The organism is Arthrobacter sp. BE255 (genome assembly GCF_031457335.1).
Classification (GTDB): Bacteria; Actinomycetota; Actinomycetes; order Actinomycetales; family Micrococcaceae; genus Arthrobacter.
Window position 1 is genome coordinate 214888 of record NZ_JAVDWK010000007.1, and the last position, 15788, is coordinate 230675.

Sequence of the window (15788 nt, forward strand, 5' to 3'; positions counted from 1 at the left end):
GGAGGGGTGGGGCGGCTACACCCGGTGTAACCTACAGGCAGACCAATCAGCCTGAGGGGGCAGCGCATGACCAGTCATTACACTTTTCCTTCCGTGCAGCAGCAGTGGCCCGGCGCTCAGCCGCCGTATCGCCTGACGGCGACCTGGAAACTGATCATCGCTTCCGCCGCCGTCTTCGGCGTGGGCACGTGTGTTGCCCTGGGCTTCCTCTGGGCGGCCATGTTCGTGACACAGCCTGGCAGCCTTGAGGTGCTGGACCGGGCACCGGTCGATCAGGACATGCCGGTCAGTGACTACGCATCCCTGGAGGACGCGCGGATGGAAGGTGCCCGCTTCCTGGGCACGTACGGCAACAGCAACTATTACGCGGCTCCAAGCACCTACGACCGGAACAGCTTCTGCCTGATCACCGAAGCGGTCGCCGACGACGGCGTGTGGGAGGCAACCTGCAACAGACTGATCGACGGCAGGGACGTGGTGACGAGTATTTCCGACCTGGAAGGCAGGTGGGTAATCCTTGTTCCCGACCAGTTCGACCACGGGGAGCTGGAAGCTGAGGGCTGGGTTTCGGTGCATCAGAACCTTCTGGTGCAGCCGAGGATGCCTGCAGCCGAAGAGAGGACCTAGGAGGCAGGAGCTGCGCCGGTGGAGGCACTTCGGGACTTTGCTGGCCGCCAAAGAATCCTGAGCTTCTGGAGCGACTCTGGACTCCCGGGACGAACTCGGGGCGTCGCAGATTCGATGCCGAAAAGACTTCCGGCAGCGGGATGGCGGCCGCTGCTCCCACCTGTTCAGAGCAAAGGGGTATGCAGATGGAGGGTCAGTCGGTGCTGAAGGCATTCAATGAGTCAGGGCAAACGTGGGAGGACCCCTCCGAAGATCTGCTCTTCATGCTCGTGGAGGACATTGAACGAGGCGACGAAAAGTTCTTGCTAGTCGAGCGCTTGGCAGATGCGACACCGCAGACCTACATCCAGTCAGCACGCAACGATGACGGAACGTACGTCGTGGAGTACCGCGACGGCAGTCCCCGGGAACACTTCGGGACAAATGTTGACGGCATGCGATCCGCGCATGCCCTGATGGCAGCTTGGGCATTTAGTTGCCCAACTGGAGTCAATCCGCCACGTGGAGCCGGATCCATTTCGAAAGCTGAAGAGTAGGCTCTTCTGGATGGTTCTGCCGTTCTCGGCAAAGTATTGGCAAAATGCCAAAGGTACTTGGCCTTCCAGGACAGGGCGTAAGTTCGGGCAGGTCAGCTCGATTTTGCCTTCGTGAAAGCGACCTTCAAATCGGCGTCGGGATCGCCAATGTAGCGGACGACTTGCCGTCCTTTGGATTCTTCCTCAACGTTGAACGCCGTTCGGCCGACTCGCCCATGAATGGACACAACTACGTAGGCATGCTTCACTTCTGCGTCCCACTCTGTCGTCCATTCGCCCGAGAGAAAACTACTTCGTGCTACCAACGAACTTCCCCCTCCCAACAAACTCCTTGGCTACCGCCGTGAACAACTTAGAGAAATCAGTCAGACGGTCGTGCTTTCTGAAAGAGACCAGCCATGTCGATACTTTGCCGGGGTAATCAGCGAAATTCCAGCATGTCGTCAATCGCGGAGTGAAGCCATGCTGCGAAGTCGGGAAATCCTCTGTCTCCCCGAGATTCCCATCCTGGACTAGCGAAGTCATGCACAATCGCAACCGTGCCCGTTGCCAGATCCCAGCAAGCCACATCATCGTTGTCCTCACGCCTCGCGAATGGAACTAACCGCCGCTTAGGGTACCGCAGCTTCATCCCGTGATATCGCGTACGGAGCCTGTCTTCTCTCAACACAAACCATGGTTCGAGGTAAAAGATCTCCAAGTCGACAAAACGTACAAAGTCCGAGGGATACTCAAAACCGTGGGGCAACTCCTCTTTGGTAAGAAGCGTGGTGCTCATTAGTACTCCTTGGAAATTAGGGTGATTTAAGGTAGAACATCGCACCGGAAGCCAGATTTGATCCGAGGAGCTCAGGAGAAAAGTACCTGAAGCGTGCTGGAACCTGACCGTCCGATCGTTGATCATCTAGGGTGATGGCGACGCTGAAGTGTTCTCCCGAGGCCTGCTTGTTCCGCGCCGAGAAGAAACCAGCCGTTGCGAAGTATTCAAGGCCTGGTGGGGGCCTGAACGGCGTCCGGCCTCTGAAGTATGGCGCCATCGAACAAAGCCACTGGCCTTCGAAAAGCGGGGTACCAGTCTCTCCTCAATAGCTGAGCCGATCACGAGAAGCCGTCAGGCAAAAGTGCGAGCGGAATGCGAAGCGAGTCAACGAAGAAGTTTGGCTTACCACGGAAGAGTAACGAGAACACCACCACATCACCCTCAACGCTATAGCCGTGCGTAATAACCGTGATCTGCGAACCATCTCGAAGATCGATGTCCCAAAGCTGTGGTTCACTCACTAGCTCCAAGGCTTCACTAAGACGGTTATTCGCTGGTTCATCTGTTTTCATTCCAACCCAACATCCTTCGTCCCTGCTGTGAGCCACAACCATATCGAAGGACCGGAACGCCAAAGTCTGCTCGGATTCAGGGGATGCATGTCAGCGCTGGTCGAAAAGTGAGCCATTTCGCGGGCGGGCCGTCACAATGGCTCACTTTTCGACCGTCACCGACAGCTTAACTGGCGAGGCTGGTCAGGTAGGAAAACCTATGAATCCTTGGAGGGTGACCTGGTCCTCAACGCTGAGCACGACGGCCATATCCGGCTGTCTTTCACACTTTCCCAGGTATCAAAGCTCCAAGGATGGACCTTGACAGCTGAAGTGACCCTTGATCCAGGCGAAGAGCTGGCCGTGGTCGCACAGGAACTTGAGTTGATCCTCGCCAACTATTCGCGAGAGTAAGATCACTCCTTTCCAGGAGGAATGGAGCCGCCTCAATCGTCCGTCTCTTTTGAGGAACGTCTAAGGGACACTTTCTTGCGGCGTTTATTTAGTTCGTCGGCTCATGCGGGTAGTAGGTCCTGCGCCAGGCTTCGTCTGGTCTTATCGCGGTTGCTTGTACGGTGTGCCGAACGCTCTGCCGATCACTGGGCTGGCGAAATGTCGCTGCAGTTCCCGTATGATTTTCAGCGTCTCTGAGTCAGAGATCCCGGTGACGATTTCCCAGTCCAGGCCGGCGCCGACGGCATTGCTTATGAAAACTATCTCTGTCGCCAGCAGGGCACGCCCCCAGTCGATGTGTTTCATCGGGTGAGAGTCTTCGAGGGCCGCCCGGATGAGGTCTCCGTCGGTGAATAAGTCTGAGATGGAAGCGAACCCCATGGCTACTGCAAGCTCTTCAGTGCAGTATGCGGGACCGCCCCACTGAAGCAGACCCTGCCGAAGCACTTCCCGTTCGAGAGCTGTCAGATCATATTCCACAGGTTCATCTGGATCGAAGTCGAATGGACCCGCATCCTCAGGATGAGCCTCCCGCCATAAGTCGTCGCTGCGGACGCTAAACTGCACGCCGAAGTCGCGAGCGGCACGGAGCCGTTCCAGAACCTCAAGTGAGATGGTTGAATTTCGAGACACTGCCCGCTGGCAACGCGGATATTCTTCGATGATTTGTAGCCACGTTGCGGTATCTGCCCGCTCCCTCAGAAACCGTGAGCGTTCCATTGACGGGCTTGCATCGAACCACTTTGCATACTCACCTGCTGATTGAATCACATCCCCATGAGACCACGGCACGAGCGCAGTCATAAAGAATTGAGCTTGAAATCGCATGTCTTCGCGCCCGTAAGACGGTCCGTTATAGGAACCTTTACCGGACGGTGCGCTTACACCGAACCTTCCCCGAGCAAGCCACAAAGGGATTTGGCGCCAACCAGAGCATCGGGTTTGGACAGGCAGACAGGTCCTTGGCGCGGCTGAGGTCTACAACGTCTTGACCAAGCTCAACAGCAGGCGGCCGAAGCGTGCGCCGAAGCCGATTGGATGGCGGCGAGGAAGGTACTACTGTGGCTGGTGATCCTGCCCTAGCGCGTCAGACACCGGCAATGGCGCGCCGTCTCTGGAGAGGGAGGCAGCCCGTTCGAGCCGGGCCAGGACCCGTAAGACGATCGATCACCGTGCTCTTGGTGCCTGTTTGAGGTACCCCCTGCGGGACAGTCACGGCCCCGCAGGGGCTGAAATGTTGACCGCAGCGACAACTGGCGGCGTTTTCGCAGCGCTAACTGTCACCCTTAGTGACGCCGCAGCACGTGACCCGCTCCAGAGGACGCCCGGGTTTTGTTCTTCCGTTGAGATCTGGGTGTTCCGAACCGGGCATGAGATTGTTCCTTTATGACAGTTCAGGAAGCGCTCAAGGTTGCGCTGCGAGACGTGCTCGGTCCCTGCGCCCGGACCCACGGCTTCAAGGGCACAGCTCCGACCTGGCGGAAGTCGACGCCTTCAGGCGATTGGGCCGTCATGAATGTGCAGTCGTCGTCTTTTAGTTCGGCGGAACATCTGAAGTGCGTAATCAACCTGGCAGTCGCCCCCGAGCCTTCGCTTCGCTGGAGTCGGGTGAAGTTGGGCCCCGGAATGCCGAAGTCGGTCACCGAATCCCTTGGCCTCTATCGCGAGCGGCTTCATCCGGAGGGGACGGCACCGGGCCACGATGTCTGGTGGGAGATCACGGATGCTGCTTCCGCTACGTCCGCAGTCGCGGACATGGTTATCCAGCTGAACGTCGCGGGCTGGCCAGTTCTCGACCGGTTGCTGAGACCGGAGAGCATGCTCGAAGAGGTTCGAACCGGGAGCCTTGGAAATTGGAAGCGGTCGAGCGTCGGGGTCTTCTTCGCCCGAGCTGAAGCACTACTGCTGATGGATGGCGGCCCGAGCCCCGAGTTACACGAGCGCTTGCAGTCCGCGCTCGAAAACTGCATGCCACAGCAGAGGGAGAACGGCCTCGAATTTGATGCCTGGGTGCGGGAACAGGCAAATCACGCCGAATGAAGCCGCCTCCCGAAGGCCCCACCAGCGCTGGGGCTGCATCCAGGTCCCGACGCAGTAGCTAGTTCATTCGCGGGGCTGGGACTCGACGGACAAAGGCACGGCCTGACCGTACCCGGTCCTGCGTTACGAGGCAGGAGCTGCGCCGGTGGAGGCGCGGTATTCGATGGTGGGCGCCAGGCGGACCACCGAGTGTTCCGCTGACTTGTCCGCAATCCGCCTGGTCAGCAGCTCGGCCGCTGTAGCGCCTACCTGGAACGCGGGCTGACGGACCGTCGTGAGCTGGGGCTCGAACAGGTCGGCGTAGGCGAAGCCGTCGAAGGCCGCGAAGGCGATGTCCTCCGGCATCCGCAGGCCCCGCTTTTGGATCTGGCGGAGGGCCGCGGCGGCCAGTACGGTGCTGCACGCAATGACGGCTGTAGGCGGTTTGGCTGCCGACAGCGCTGCCGAGATCCCGGCGTCGGTCTTTTCAGGGTCCGCTGCGATGACCGCCAGCCGGTCCGCCTGCGGGATGCCCGCCGCCTTCATGGCTTCCTGGAAGGCCTCATGCCGTTCGTGAAGGGTGGCAACCCTGGTGTCCCCGGCGATCAGCAGAATCCGCTGGTGGCCCTGCGATACGAGGTGTTCCACCAATTCCGTGATGGGCCTGCGGTTCTCGACGCCCACCTGGTCAAACGGGTCATCCGACAGCCGGTCCATGAGCACCAGCGGGGTCTCCTGGTTGGCGAACTCCGCGAGGGCTTCAGGGCCGGAGCCGGCGGCGCGCGCCAGGATCAGCCCGTCCACGCGGCGCTCGAGGAGCGCCTGGACAGCCCGCGCCTCGCGTTGCGGGTCTTCAGCCGAATTGGCGAGCAGCAACGTGATGCCCTGGCGGGCGGCCGTTTCCTCCACGCCCCGGATCATCTCCGCGAAAGCCGGCTCACCGCCGTCGGAAACTATGAGGCCGATGCTGTCCGTCCTGGAGCGCCGCATTGCGCGGGCCAGTGCGTCCTGCCGGTAGGAGGTGTCCTCGATGGCCTTCAGGACACGCTGCCGCGTCTCGTCGTTCACGTGCCGGGTTCCGTTGAGGACGTGGGAAACGGTGGAGATGGACACGCCCGCAAGCTTGGCCACTTTTACCATCGTCGTCATCGTCGCCGCCCTCGGGGAATCGTTTACGCGAACGTTTCGCGTAGCCTCCGCCAGTTTACAGACGGGCGGAGGGGCGGGCGGCGCAATGCCCCGTCCTACGTGGCGATGGAGGTGCGGGCCGGGTCAGGCGGCGAGCAGGTGGCTCCGGGCGGTGTCGTTGTGCCGCGGCGGCAGGACGCTGAGGGTGCAGTGCGTCTGCTGTGGATCGATTTTGGCCGGGAGGTGGTGGGTCCGGGAGCAGTCCTGGAGCTGTTCCAGGGCTTCGGGATCAACGTGGGCTTTGGTGATGTCCAGCTCCAGGTCCAGGCCTTCCTTCAGGGCGTTGGCGCGTTTCACCACGACGTAGAGGGCCTGGATGCTGTGTACGGTGACATGACCCTGCGCGAGGACCTGGGCGCGGGCGTGGTCGAGGTCCACGCGGACAAGAATGTTGAGCTTATCGGTCAAGATGTGCTGCCTTCCCCTATGTGGCTGCGGCGCTGCAGCCTTTACCCTGGGCTCCTGCGACGCTGCAGTCGAACCCCGGGTGGCTGCGCCGTTGCAGCCTCATCAAGAGTAGGCACCTAATGTGACCTGCGCAACACTTCCGCCGACTTGTTACAAAGACGCCTCCACATTGCTGGCAAGGCCGCCGGCCAGTTCGGGTGCCGCCGCCATGGACCAGTGCTGGCTTTCCGGCTCGAAGCTGACCACCACGGATGCCACGGCGATCTTGGCCTCATCGATGGCAAGCAGCAGCGCGTCCTCCAGATGCCGGGCATACTCCAGCCGGTCGGACAAGGAGCCTTGAAGGTCACTGTCGTCGATAAGGACGTGGCCCTTGCCCTGCACGATAACCTTCAGCGCAAAGCCCTGCTCCTCATGCAGACTGCCGCGGGTTGATGCTATTTCAGTGACACTTTCCGCCCGGATCAGGCTGTTGCTGATGGTGCGGAGCCATACGTCCCCCATGAAACCCTCCCTATTGGTTTGCGGAGAACAGGTAGCAGTGTCCCCCAAGGCAAACGGTAGTCCTCAAAAGGCTTCTTGTGACCCCCCTATTTGCCTTGAATAGCGGCGGGTGGCCCAGCGCGGTGGAAGGTAATCCGGTAACTTTCAAAAAACGTTAGATAACATAGACAATATGAAATCTAACGTGCCGACGCTTGCGCCTTTGCTGCGGACGAACCTGCAGGGCGATGTTTTGGCTCTACTCCTTTTGAACCCGGATAGGGAATGGAGCATCACGGCACTTGCGGAGCGGCTCGGCACGAATCTCCCATCAGTCCTGCGCGAGGTCAACCGGCTGCTGGCTGGCGGCTTTTTGCGGGAACGCAAAGTCGGACGCAACCGCATGATCCTGGCCAGCGAGGAACACCCGCTTTTTCGCCCGTTGGTTCAGATGCTGGAATATTCTTATGGACCCTTGGTGGTCCTCCCAGAAGTCCTGAGGGGGATTTCGAAGATCGAACTGGCTTACATCTACGGTTCGTGGGCAGCCCGCCATGAGGGCATCGCTGGACCCGATCCTGCTGACATCGATGTGTTGGTGGTGGGAAGGCCGGACAGGCTTGCTCTGGCTGATGCCGCCGAGGTTGCCACCCGGCGACTAAACCGCGAAGTAAACATAAGAACTGTCGCGCGCGACTCGTGGCAGGATGACAACGAATACTTCATAAGGAGCATCAAAGAACGTCCGATGCTGGAACTCGATCTGGAACGGCGGCACGAAGAATGACCCCTCAATGGCCCTTCGGGGAGGCCTACGTGGAAAAGCTCATCAAAGATGGCGAACTGGATTCCGTCGCGCCGGATAGAAGCCTGGCTTTGAAGTACATCGAGCAAGCGGAGCAGCACCTGAAGGGCTCCGAAGCGGCTCATGAGGTTGACCCCACTGGCAGCTTCAACCTGGCCTATGACGCGGCCCGAAAGGCGATGACGGCGCTGCTCCTCACCCAAGGGTTAAGGCCGAAGGGCGATGGGGGGGCACCGGGTGGTGCAAGAAGCTGTGCTGCACCAAGTAGGAGAGGCGGGACAGGAGGTTTTTGGTCAGTTCCGCTGGATGCGCCAGTTGCGGAACGACAGCCAGTATCCCGCCGTCGGGAAGCCGGTTGCTGGTCCGGACGAAGCCACCGAAGCGCGGACTGCAGCGCAAGACATCATAGAGAAAGCCTCCCAACTCGTTAGGGTCTTGCCTCCGTTCCAAGATTGACAGCTGGTTCGGGCCGCGACTGAAATCTACGGCCGGTCCCGTAGCACGACTAATACTGTGGAAATGCGGCTTACTCTGCGGGAAATGCGCTGTCTGGGCGTTGCCGCGCGGGTGGATCATTAGCCATGGGAAAGCACAGCAGCCCCGGACCTGTAGATGGTGCGGACGTGAGCGGCGGGGCTCCGCCGGGTTCACTGGTCCTGCCGGACCAAATAGTGGTTTTCGTCCACGGCGCGGGCAAGGCGCTGAAGGGTGGGATGCTGCAGGAGTGGGACCAGCCCCGGGTGGCGAGCCTGCACCGCTCGGTCGACAGGGTGGGGAATCATGCGGAACCGCCGCTGGTAACTGCGAGTTCCGACGCCGGCGGGGACGCCTCAATAGGCGGGTTGCCGGCGCCGCTGGGACAGGCGCCGGATGTGACGGAGCGCCGGTCCGCCATGTGACGTGACGGGCAGGGGAGGACGGGCCCGAGTCATAGGATAAATCTGATGACTTCGCCCGATGATCCCCAGCCGTTCAGCCTCCGCAGCATCGCCGTCGCCGCATTTGGACCAACCCTGCTGTTCGGGATCGGCACCGGCGCGGTCATGCCCGTGGTGGCACTCTCCGCCCGTGACCTGGGCGCATCGGTGGCGGTTGCCGCGCTGATCGTGACCCTGATCGGGCTCGGATCCTGGTTCTTCAACCTGCCCGCGTCCCTGGTGACGCTCAAGTTCGGCGAACGCTGGTCCATCGTCGGCGCCGCAGCCGCCGCCGGCCTGGCCCTGGTGGCCGCCGCGCTGGCGCCCCAGCTGCCGGACGGCATCTGGCTGCTGGCCGCCGCGATGGTGGTGGTGGGCATGTCCTCCAGCGTGTTTGGCCTGGCCCGGCAGAAATACCTGACCGAGGCGGTGCCGCTCAACTACCGGGCCCGCGCGCTGTCCACCCTCGGCGGCGTGAACCGGATCGGCGTCTTCATCGGCCCGTTCGCCGGCGCCGCCGTCATCCAGTTCGCCGGCCTCAGCGGCGCGTACTGGGTGGGCGTGGTGGCCATGGTGGGGGCGGCGCTGCTGTCCGTCACCATCCCGGACCTCGAGGTTCCCGCACCCAAGCCAGGTGCCGACGTCGGGCCCCAGCCCACGCTGCGCAGTGTGGCCGTTTCGCACGCCGGGGTCTTCCTCAGCCTGGGTGTGGGCATCCTGCTCCTCAGCGCCCTGCGGTCCTCCCGCCAGGTGGTCATCCCGCTCTGGGCCGACCACCTGGGCATGGACGCCACCCAGGCCTCCCTGATCTACGGCATCTCCGGTGCCATCGACATGCTGGTGTTCTATCCCGCCGGCAAACTCATGGACCGACGCGGCCGGCAATGGGTGGCCATCCCGTCCACCGCGATCATGGGAACGGCCCTGCTGCTCATACCCCTGACCGGCGGATTCACCGGCCTGCTGCTGGCCGGCATGCTCATCGGATTCGGCAACGGCATCAGCTCCGGCCTGGTCATGACCCTCGGCGCCGACTTCTCGCCGGACCGCGGCCGCGGCCAGTTCCTGGGCCTGTGGCGGTTCATGGCCGACGCCGGGTCCACCGGCGGGCCCCTCCTCCTCTCCGGGGTGACCGCGCTGGCAACCCTGGGCGCGGGGGTCTCAGCCACCGGCGTCCTGGGGTTCGCGGCGGCGGCCGTGTTCGCCGTCGTCATTCCCCGCCTCAAGCACCGCCGCAACTACTAAGCCCGGCAGCGCACCCAAAGCGGCTATCCTCAACAGATGGGTGACGACGCCGGCGCAACGGGGCCGCTGCAAAAAGGGCTGTGGTGGGCGCAGGACTATGCCTATGCCACGGGCTGGCAAGTGCGCGGCCTCCTGTCCCGTATCCAGCCCGGATCCTTCCACCAGGGGCACCTCAGCCCCGTGGTGATCATCCCCGGCGTCTACGAAAACTGGCAGTTCATGCTGCCCGTCATCCACGTCATCCACGACGCCGGGCATCCGGTCCACGTGGTGACCATGCTGCAGCGCAACAAGCTGGACGTGCCCACCGCCGCACGCCTGGTGGCGCAGCACCTCGAGGAGGCAGGCCTCACCGACGCGTCCATCGTGGCGCACAGCAAAGGGGGCCTGATCGGCAAATACGTCATGCTGAACCTGGACCCCGGGCAGCGCGTGCGCCGCATGATCACCGTCTGCACGCCGTTCTCCGGATCGCGGTACGCCCGCTACATGCTGATCCCCAGCCTGCGGATCTTCTCGCCCCGGAACGCCCTGACCCGGCAGATGGCCCGCGAGGAGGCCATCAACAGCCGGATCAGCTCCATTTACGGTGTGTTCGACCCGCACATCCCCGAGGGCAGCGTCCTGCCGGGGGCCACCAACATCGAGCTGCCCTCCGCCGGGCACTTCCGGATCCTGGGGGAGCCGGAGACGGCACGGATTATTGTTGAGCAACTGCGGGGTTAAGCCTCTTTTGGCGGCGGGTCTGACGGCGGAGTGTGAGGTGGTGGGGGCCGGCGGTGTCTGGGGGCGAATGACCCGGTCTCAGAGGCCATCCCACCGCCGGCCCCTGTATATGCCCCGGCGTGGATCAACCGGGAAGTCCTGGACCTGACCGGAACGGAGGGCTTTTGGAGCTGCCGTGCTGCTGCCTGTAGCCCCCGGACCTGTCCTGATCATTCAAGCGCTGTTGCGCTTGTTACGCACGAGTAGCAAGTACTCGCTTTTTGCGTGCCGGGTACGCAGGGCGGGGCTGGGCTTTGGCGGTTGGCGGCCAGTTCGACCAACGACTGGATATATAAGTGCAGGTCAGGTGCCGGTTTAACCTTCAATTTCTTGAGCAAACATTGACTGATTCCCCCCATAAGTCCTGATCGAAGGCGTGCAATGTGGTGTTCAGCACCAAAACAAAGCACGCAAAAGTCTGAGGGGACACAACATCATGAAGAACACCACACTCATCAAGGGATCTGTAGCCATCGCACTGGGCGGCGCACTGCTGCTGGGCGGCGGCGGCACGCTGGCCAACTGGAACGCATCGGCCACGCAGACGCCGGGCACCATCGTTGCCGGCGACCTGAACGTCGTCAACGGCGCCGGTGTCTGGAAGGACCGGCTCGGCGTCGATATCACCGCCAAGATTGCCAACAACACTTACCACGTTGTTCCGGGCGACCTGCTTACGTTCACGCAGGACCTCAACGTCACGCTTGTCGGTGACAAGATGGCCGCAACGATCGCCACCTCCGGGATCACCGCGACCAACGGATTCACTGCCGCAAACAACGTGGTGGTTTCCGCTCCGGTCCTGACTGTCGGCGGCTCGGCCGTTTCCAACCCGCTGCACCCGACGGGAGCAACCCAGACGGTCACATCGACCATCACCTTCGAATTCAAGGCGGCCACCGCTGGCCGCGCCGACGTCAGCGCAACCTACAACTTCAACAATGTTGGTTTCACCCTGACCCAGGTCAACGCCTCGGGTGACGGCCTGTCCTAGTCTGAACTTGGCGGTTGGCTGACCGGCCAACCGTCAATCAGGACAACTTAGGATCAGGACCAGGAGGAACAATGCGGATCCCGCGGATGCTGCGAGCCGGTGCACTCATCGCAGCAGCTGTGGTCTTGGGACTGCTGGCGGTACAGGGCACCTACGCCCTGTGGAACGCCGGCACCTCGGTCACCCCGGGAACCGTAACCTCCGCATCGTTCGACGTCAGCCTCACTGCGAGCCCCTCCGGGCAGGCCACCAACATGAGCCTTCCCGGAGGGACGTCAGCGACCATCAACCTTGGTTCGGCCACAACACTCGCACCCGGAACGCCGGTGTACGCCAGCATTGTGGCCGGCAACAACTCCAACGCCGGCGGAACGTTCAGCACCACCATCACGGCGGGCCAGGCTACGGTCACCAACGTCGGCTTCGGCAGCCTGGCGCAGTACGTCACCGTGAGCGCAAAGTTCGCTTCCGCTGTTGCGGACTGCAGCACAGCGAGCGGGTACACGGCCCTGACATCAGCGGAACTGACCTCCGCGGCCGTCCCGAAAGCAACAAGCACCGTGCTCTGCTTCCAGGTCAGCCTCAGTACCTCCGCCTCCTTCCTCATGAAAGGCCAAGCCGTGAACATCAGCCTTCAGCTCACCGCCCGCCAGCTTTGCGGGGTGCCCAGTGGCTGCGCCTGAGACGATGACGGTTCGTGGACTTGAGGCGGGCGCCGTGGGGATTGCCGCCGTCGACCAGTCCGCCGAAGCGGCCACCGGCCGGCGGAGGTCCAGCGACGCCGCACCAAAGCGTCGTGGCGCACTGGTAGCCGCCGGCAAGGTCCTGAACCTCGTGGTTCTGATCGTCGCGGTCTTCGCAGCACTGGTCTTGATCGTGGTTCCCCGCGTCACCGGGTCCGAGGCCTACACCGTGCTGACCAACTCCATGGCCCCGAACTTCCCGCCGGGAACCTTCCTGGTGGTCAAGCCGGTGGACTTCGCCGAACTCAAGTACGGCGACGTGGTGAGCTTCCAGATGTTCTCCGGCCGGCCCGACGTCGAAACCCACCGGATTGTGGGCTTCGGGGCAACCCAGGAGGGGGAGAAGACCCTCATCACCAAGGGCGACAACAACGGCGTCAGCGACGCCGAGCCCGTCCGTGAGCTCCAGGTCAAAGGCAAGCTGTTCTACGCCGTCCCGTACGTGGGCTACGCGGCCAACGCACTCGGCAATGCCGATCGCAGCCTGTGGGTCACCCTCGGCGCTGCCGGCCTGATTGGCTACGGCGCGCTGCTGGTGGTCAAGGGCGTCCGGGGCCACGTGCAATCGAAGAAAGCCGCGCAGCCGAAGACCGACGGCGAGGCACCGGCGTGAAGTCCTTCGCACGTTTTCCAGGCGCCTCCCTTGCGGTGGGCGCCTTCGTGCTGACCGTTCTGCTGGGCGCCGGTGCGGTTTCCGCGTCCGCCCTCTGGCAGCAGTCGGCCACCGCCACCATGACGGTGACCGCCAATGGCGCCTGGCCCGGCCCGCCGCTCGGGTCGCTTGTCTGCACCAACGATGCGCCGGAAAAGGTCGCGACCATCAAGGTCACGGCCACGGCCGCGCCCGCAGCCATCACCTACGCGGCGGTGCAGGCCAACGGGACCCTGGGAACCAGCTATTCGGGGCCAACTATCCTTCTCCCGTCGGGCAATGCCAACATTGTCCTGACCGGCAGCCCCGCGGCGCAGACGTCCCAGATCCTCAAGGACAACCCCGCCGGCCCGTTGACGGTGCGCGTCACGGCCACGTACCTGGACTCCACCGCCACGTACCTGGACATCACGCTGAACAACAGCATCGCCAACGGCAAGATCGTCTGCCCGGTGGCGCCGGTCCTGGGCAGGGGCTAAGCGCTCAGGCCCGGGGAACCCGGCGACGGCGGCCCGTTGCGCCCGGTGACGAAACTGTGCCTTTTTGTTGCCTGCCGTGGCGCCCCGTAACGACCGATTCCGACACGGGACGTCGCCGTTGTTTACCCGGATACGTACGCCGAAACGCAATGTGCAGGCCGGTCCCGGGCATTTGTACGCTCTGAACTCATCACAGCCGCGCAACCGGTGTTGGCTGTTGGAGGCACAGGAGCATGGGTCATGTCGGATCTTCGTACGTCAATCGAGAGCGGAAGGCCGCAACGGAAGAAATGGCCGTGGCTGGCCGCCGGCGCCGCAGCAGTGGTGGCGCTGGGCATCACCTGGGGAGTGTCGGCGTCGGCAGTGCAGTCCACCACCGCCGCCGGTGACGGCACCCCCGTCCGGGGCGGCACGCTCGAGTTCGGCCTGCTGGACTACCAGCGCAGCCCCGACACCCAGTGGGGCACCAACTACGCCGAGTCGATCATCGGCAACAACGTCACGGACAAGCTGACCTGGCAGGACCCCAAAACCGGCGACATCACCCCGTGGCTGGCCAAGTCCTGGGAGACCAACGCCGAGCTCACCGAATTCACCTTCCACCTCCGCGACGACGTGACCTTCAGCGACGGCTCGCCGTTCAACGCCGCCGCCGTCAAGGCCAACTTCGACCAGTACGTCCGCGGCGACAAGGCCCTGAACATCTCGCCGAACGGCGCCACCCTGCTGCCCGGCTACATCGAAACCCTCACGCCTGACGAGTTCACCGCCGTCGTGCGCTTTGAAAAGCCCAGCGCCAGCTTCCTGCAGGCCTCCTCGTTCACCGCCAACGCGCAGCCGGGCTTCCTGTCCCTGGCCACCCTGGCCAAGAGCGCCGAGGAGCGCACCGACCCCAAGAACGTGATCGGCACCGGCCCGTTCGTGTACGAATCCTGGCAGCCGCAGGCCAAGACCGTCCTGGTCAAGCGCGCGGGCTACAACTGGTCCCCGCCGGCGATCAAGCACGACGGCGAGGCGTACCTGGACAAGATCGTCTTCAACACGATCCCCGAGGCCAGCGTCCGCACCGGCTCGCTGAAGTCCGGCACCATTGACGCCACCCTCGACGTCGGCACCACCGACGAGCAGCCGCTGAAGGACTCCGGGTTCGAGATCATCTCCCGGCAGGTCTCCGGCACGGCCATCTATTTCAACTTCAATGCCTCGATCTTCCCCACGAACGACATCGCCGTCCGCAAGGCCATCCAGCTCGGCTGGAACCGCGAGACGATCGAGAAGACCGTGCTCACGGACTCTTACTCGATCGCGACGTCGGTGCTCGCTTCCTCCGTGCAGGGCCACGTTGACTACAGCGGCTCAATCCTGAAGTTTGACCAGGCGGCCGCCGCAAAGCTCCTCGACGACGCCGGCTGGGTCACCGGCTCCGACGGCATCCGCGCCAAGGATGGCCAGCGCCTCACGGTCAAGCTGCTGGGCATCAACAACCTGGTGGTCAACAAGCCGGCCTACGAGTCGATCCAGCAGGACCTGAAGAAGATCGGCATCGACCTGCAGCTCACCGTGGTCCCCATCCCGGACTACGCCGCCAACGCCGCCAAGGCCCAGACCGAATGGAACGTGGTGGCCGCCAACCGGTCACGCAACGATCCCGGCGTCCTGAACCTGCAGTACAGCCCCAAGCTGGGCAACGGCGCCTACCTGACCAAGGACTTCGCCGGCTACGACGAGGTCATCACCAAGCTCGGCGCCCTCGAACTCACGCTCGACCCGGCCAAGCGCGCCCAGGCAGCCAAGGACGCCCAGGACCTGCTGCTGGACAAGTACGCGCTGGTGAACCCCGTGTACAACCCGTCCCAGGTGATCGCCCACGCCAAGTACATTGACGGCATCATCTTCGACGCCCAGTCCCGGAACCACTTCGTCAACACCTGGAAGTCCAAGTGACCAGCACGGGATCCCGGTCCGCCAGCCAGCTCCACATCAACGTGAACATCCTCAACGCCGGGGTGTTCGGGGGCTCCTGGCGGGTGCCGGAGAACGATCCGCTCTCCGCCTACACCCTGGAGCATGCGGTCGTATGGTTTTCTGAGACAGCTTGATGGGAGCTTCACTTCAGATGACCACGCCCAGAAGGAAATATGATGCCGCTTTCCGTGAGGAAGC

20 protein-coding genes are annotated in these 15788 nt (G+C 62.9%); 14 read left to right on the forward strand and 6 right to left on the reverse strand.

The genetic code is table 11. The features are described from left to right. The first annotated feature begins 66 nt into the window (after positions 1-66). Together J2X42_RS14050 and J2X42_RS14055 are read left to right on the forward strand one after the other, a co-directional pair. Positions 67-627 carry a hypothetical protein gene (locus J2X42_RS14050; RefSeq protein ID WP_310166099.1) on the forward strand — a complete coding sequence of 187 codons (561 nt, stop codon included), beginning with the start codon at positions 67-69 and terminating at the stop codon, positions 625-627. Positions 628-806: 179 nt separating this feature from the next. Then, complete coding sequence (locus J2X42_RS14055; RefSeq protein ID WP_310166100.1) at positions 807-1163, forward strand: hypothetical protein; 357 nt, start codon at positions 807-809, stop codon at positions 1161-1163. Positions 1164-1584: 421 nt separating this feature from the next. On the opposite strand, the gene J2X42_RS14060 is transcribed toward J2X42_RS14055, so the two are convergent. Together J2X42_RS14060 and J2X42_RS14065 are read right to left on the reverse strand one after the other, a co-directional pair. After that, on the reverse strand, positions 1585-1941 hold the full coding sequence (locus J2X42_RS14060; protein WP_310166101.1) for a hypothetical protein: 357 nt from the start codon (positions 1939-1941) through the stop codon (positions 1585-1587). A gap of 320 nt (positions 1942-2261) precedes the next feature. Beyond that, positions 2262-2495, reverse strand: a complete 234-nt coding sequence (locus J2X42_RS14065; RefSeq protein ID WP_310166102.1) for a hypothetical protein — start codon at positions 2493-2495, stop codon at positions 2262-2264. A gap of 114 nt (positions 2496-2609) precedes the next feature. On the opposite strand from J2X42_RS14065, the gene J2X42_RS14070 reads away from it, so the two are divergent. Then, positions 2610-2888 (forward strand): DUF6228 family protein, encoded by a 279-nt coding sequence (locus J2X42_RS14070; RefSeq protein WP_310166142.1) that lies wholly within the window; start codon positions 2610-2612, stop codon positions 2886-2888. Between the two features lie 141 nt (positions 2889-3029). Here J2X42_RS14070 and J2X42_RS14075 read toward each other — a convergent pair whose 3' ends face one another. Next, on the reverse strand, positions 3030-3731 hold the full coding sequence (locus J2X42_RS14075; protein ID WP_310166103.1) for a hypothetical protein: 702 nt from the start codon (positions 3729-3731) through the stop codon (positions 3030-3032). Between the two features lie 582 nt (positions 3732-4313). Between J2X42_RS14075 and J2X42_RS14080 the strand changes: the two genes are divergently transcribed. Further along, entirely contained in the window at positions 4314-4967 is a 654-nt protein-coding gene (locus J2X42_RS14080; RefSeq protein WP_310166105.1) for a DUF4304 domain-containing protein, read from the forward strand. A gap of 123 nt (positions 4968-5090) precedes the next feature. Here the strand turns inward: J2X42_RS14080 and J2X42_RS14085 are convergent, their stop codons facing one another. The 3 genes from J2X42_RS14085 to J2X42_RS14095 all read right to left on the reverse strand — a co-directional run bounded on the left by J2X42_RS14085 (position 5091) and on the right by J2X42_RS14095 (position 7046). Next, positions 5091-6095, reverse strand: a complete 1005-nt coding sequence (locus J2X42_RS14085; RefSeq protein ID WP_310166106.1) for a LacI family DNA-binding transcriptional regulator — start codon at positions 6093-6095, stop codon at positions 5091-5093. Between the two features lie 123 nt (positions 6096-6218). Continuing rightward, entirely contained in the window at positions 6219-6542 is a 324-nt protein-coding gene (locus tag J2X42_RS14090; protein WP_310166108.1) for a hypothetical protein, read from the reverse strand. Between the two features lie 150 nt (positions 6543-6692). Continuing rightward, positions 6693-7046, reverse strand: a complete 354-nt coding sequence (locus tag J2X42_RS14095) for a hypothetical protein (RefSeq protein ID WP_310166109.1) — start codon at positions 7044-7046, stop codon at positions 6693-6695. A 172-nt stretch (positions 7047-7218) separates the two neighbouring features. Between J2X42_RS14095 and J2X42_RS14100 the strand changes: the two genes are divergently transcribed. From J2X42_RS14100 to J2X42_RS14145, 10 genes are all read left to right on the forward strand, one after another. Beyond that, a complete protein-coding gene (locus J2X42_RS14100) occupies positions 7219-7812 on the forward strand; it encodes an ArsR family transcriptional regulator (RefSeq protein WP_310166110.1) in 594 nt (197 codons plus the stop codon). Positions 7813-8411: 599 nt separating this feature from the next. Continuing rightward, entirely contained in the window at positions 8412-8729 is a 318-nt protein-coding gene (locus tag J2X42_RS14105; protein WP_310166111.1) for a hypothetical protein, read from the forward strand. A gap of 45 nt (positions 8730-8774) precedes the next feature. Then, complete coding sequence (locus J2X42_RS14110) at positions 8775-9992, forward strand: MFS transporter (protein WP_310166113.1); 1218 nt, start codon at positions 8775-8777, stop codon at positions 9990-9992. A 36-nt stretch (positions 9993-10028) separates the two neighbouring features. Continuing rightward, entirely contained in the window at positions 10029-10718 is a 690-nt protein-coding gene (locus J2X42_RS14115) for an alpha/beta hydrolase (protein ID WP_310166115.1), read from the forward strand. Between the two features lie 475 nt (positions 10719-11193). After that, entirely contained in the window at positions 11194-11751 is a 558-nt protein-coding gene (locus tag J2X42_RS14120) for an alternate-type signal peptide domain-containing protein (RefSeq protein ID WP_310166117.1), read from the forward strand. 71 nt (positions 11752-11822) lie between these two features. Next, entirely contained in the window at positions 11823-12434 is a 612-nt protein-coding gene (locus J2X42_RS14125) for a hypothetical protein (protein ID WP_310166119.1), read from the forward strand. Between the two features lie 4 nt (positions 12435-12438). Then, positions 12439-13107, forward strand: a complete 669-nt coding sequence (locus J2X42_RS14130; RefSeq protein ID WP_310166121.1) for a signal peptidase I — start codon at positions 12439-12441, stop codon at positions 13105-13107. After that, positions 13104-13625: a hypothetical protein gene (locus tag J2X42_RS14135; RefSeq protein ID WP_310166123.1), complete on the forward strand. Its 522-nt coding sequence runs from the start codon at positions 13104-13106 to the stop codon at positions 13623-13625. Before J2X42_RS14130 ends, J2X42_RS14135 begins: the two co-directional genes overlap by 4 nt. A 240-nt stretch (positions 13626-13865) precedes the next feature. After that, positions 13866-15569 (forward strand): ABC transporter substrate-binding protein, encoded by a 1704-nt coding sequence (locus J2X42_RS14140; protein ID WP_310166125.1) that lies wholly within the window; start codon positions 13866-13868, stop codon positions 15567-15569. Then, positions 15566-15724, forward strand: coding sequence for a hypothetical protein (locus J2X42_RS14145; RefSeq protein ID WP_310166127.1), 159 nt, complete (start codon positions 15566-15568; stop codon positions 15722-15724). The genes J2X42_RS14140 and J2X42_RS14145 overlap by 4 nt, the downstream gene beginning before the upstream one ends. Positions 15725-15788: the final 64 nt, after the last annotated feature.

Excerpts from the sequence above, each read along its gene's own strand:
- J2X42_RS14055 (WP_310166100.1), top strand. The coding sequence starts at position 807 with ATGCAGATGGAGGGTCAGTCGGTGCTGAAGGCATTCAATGAGTCAGGG.
- J2X42_RS14130 (WP_310166121.1), top strand. The coding sequence starts at position 12,439 with ATGACGGTTCGTGGACTTGAGGCGGGCGCCGTGGGGATTGCCGCCGTC.
- J2X42_RS14105 (WP_310166111.1), top strand. The coding sequence starts at position 8,412 with ATGGGAAAGCACAGCAGCCCCGGACCTGTAGATGGTGCGGACGTGAGC.
- J2X42_RS14100 (WP_310166110.1), top strand. The coding sequence starts at position 7,219 with ATGAAATCTAACGTGCCGACGCTTGCGCCTTTGCTGCGGACGAACCTG.
- J2X42_RS14120 (WP_310166117.1), top strand. The coding sequence starts at position 11,194 with ATGAAGAACACCACACTCATCAAGGGATCTGTAGCCATCGCACTGGGC.
- J2X42_RS14060 (WP_310166101.1), bottom strand. The coding sequence starts at position 1,941 with ATGAGCACCACGCTTCTTACCAAAGAGGAGTTGCCCCACGGTTTTGAG.
- J2X42_RS14125 (WP_310166119.1), top strand. The coding sequence starts at position 11,823 with ATGCGGATCCCGCGGATGCTGCGAGCCGGTGCACTCATCGCAGCAGCT.
- J2X42_RS14140 (WP_310166125.1), top strand. The coding sequence starts at position 13,866 with ATGTCGGATCTTCGTACGTCAATCGAGAGCGGAAGGCCGCAACGGAAG.
- J2X42_RS14110 (WP_310166113.1), top strand. The coding sequence starts at position 8,775 with ATGACTTCGCCCGATGATCCCCAGCCGTTCAGCCTCCGCAGCATCGCC.
- J2X42_RS14080 (WP_310166105.1), top strand. The coding sequence starts at position 4,314 with ATGACAGTTCAGGAAGCGCTCAAGGTTGCGCTGCGAGACGTGCTCGGT.
- J2X42_RS14085 (WP_310166106.1), bottom strand. The coding sequence starts at position 6,095 with ATGACGACGATGGTAAAAGTGGCCAAGCTTGCGGGCGTGTCCATCTCC.
- J2X42_RS14075 (WP_310166103.1), bottom strand. The coding sequence starts at position 3,731 with ATGACTGCGCTCGTGCCGTGGTCTCATGGGGATGTGATTCAATCAGCA.
- J2X42_RS14115 (WP_310166115.1), top strand. The coding sequence starts at position 10,029 with ATGGGTGACGACGCCGGCGCAACGGGGCCGCTGCAAAAAGGGCTGTGG.
- J2X42_RS14050 (WP_310166099.1), top strand. The coding sequence starts at position 67 with ATGACCAGTCATTACACTTTTCCTTCCGTGCAGCAGCAGTGGCCCGGC.
- J2X42_RS14065 (WP_310166102.1), bottom strand. The coding sequence starts at position 2,495 with ATGAAAACAGATGAACCAGCGAATAACCGTCTTAGTGAAGCCTTGGAG.
- J2X42_RS14095 (WP_310166109.1), bottom strand. The coding sequence starts at position 7,046 with ATGGGGGACGTATGGCTCCGCACCATCAGCAACAGCCTGATCCGGGCG.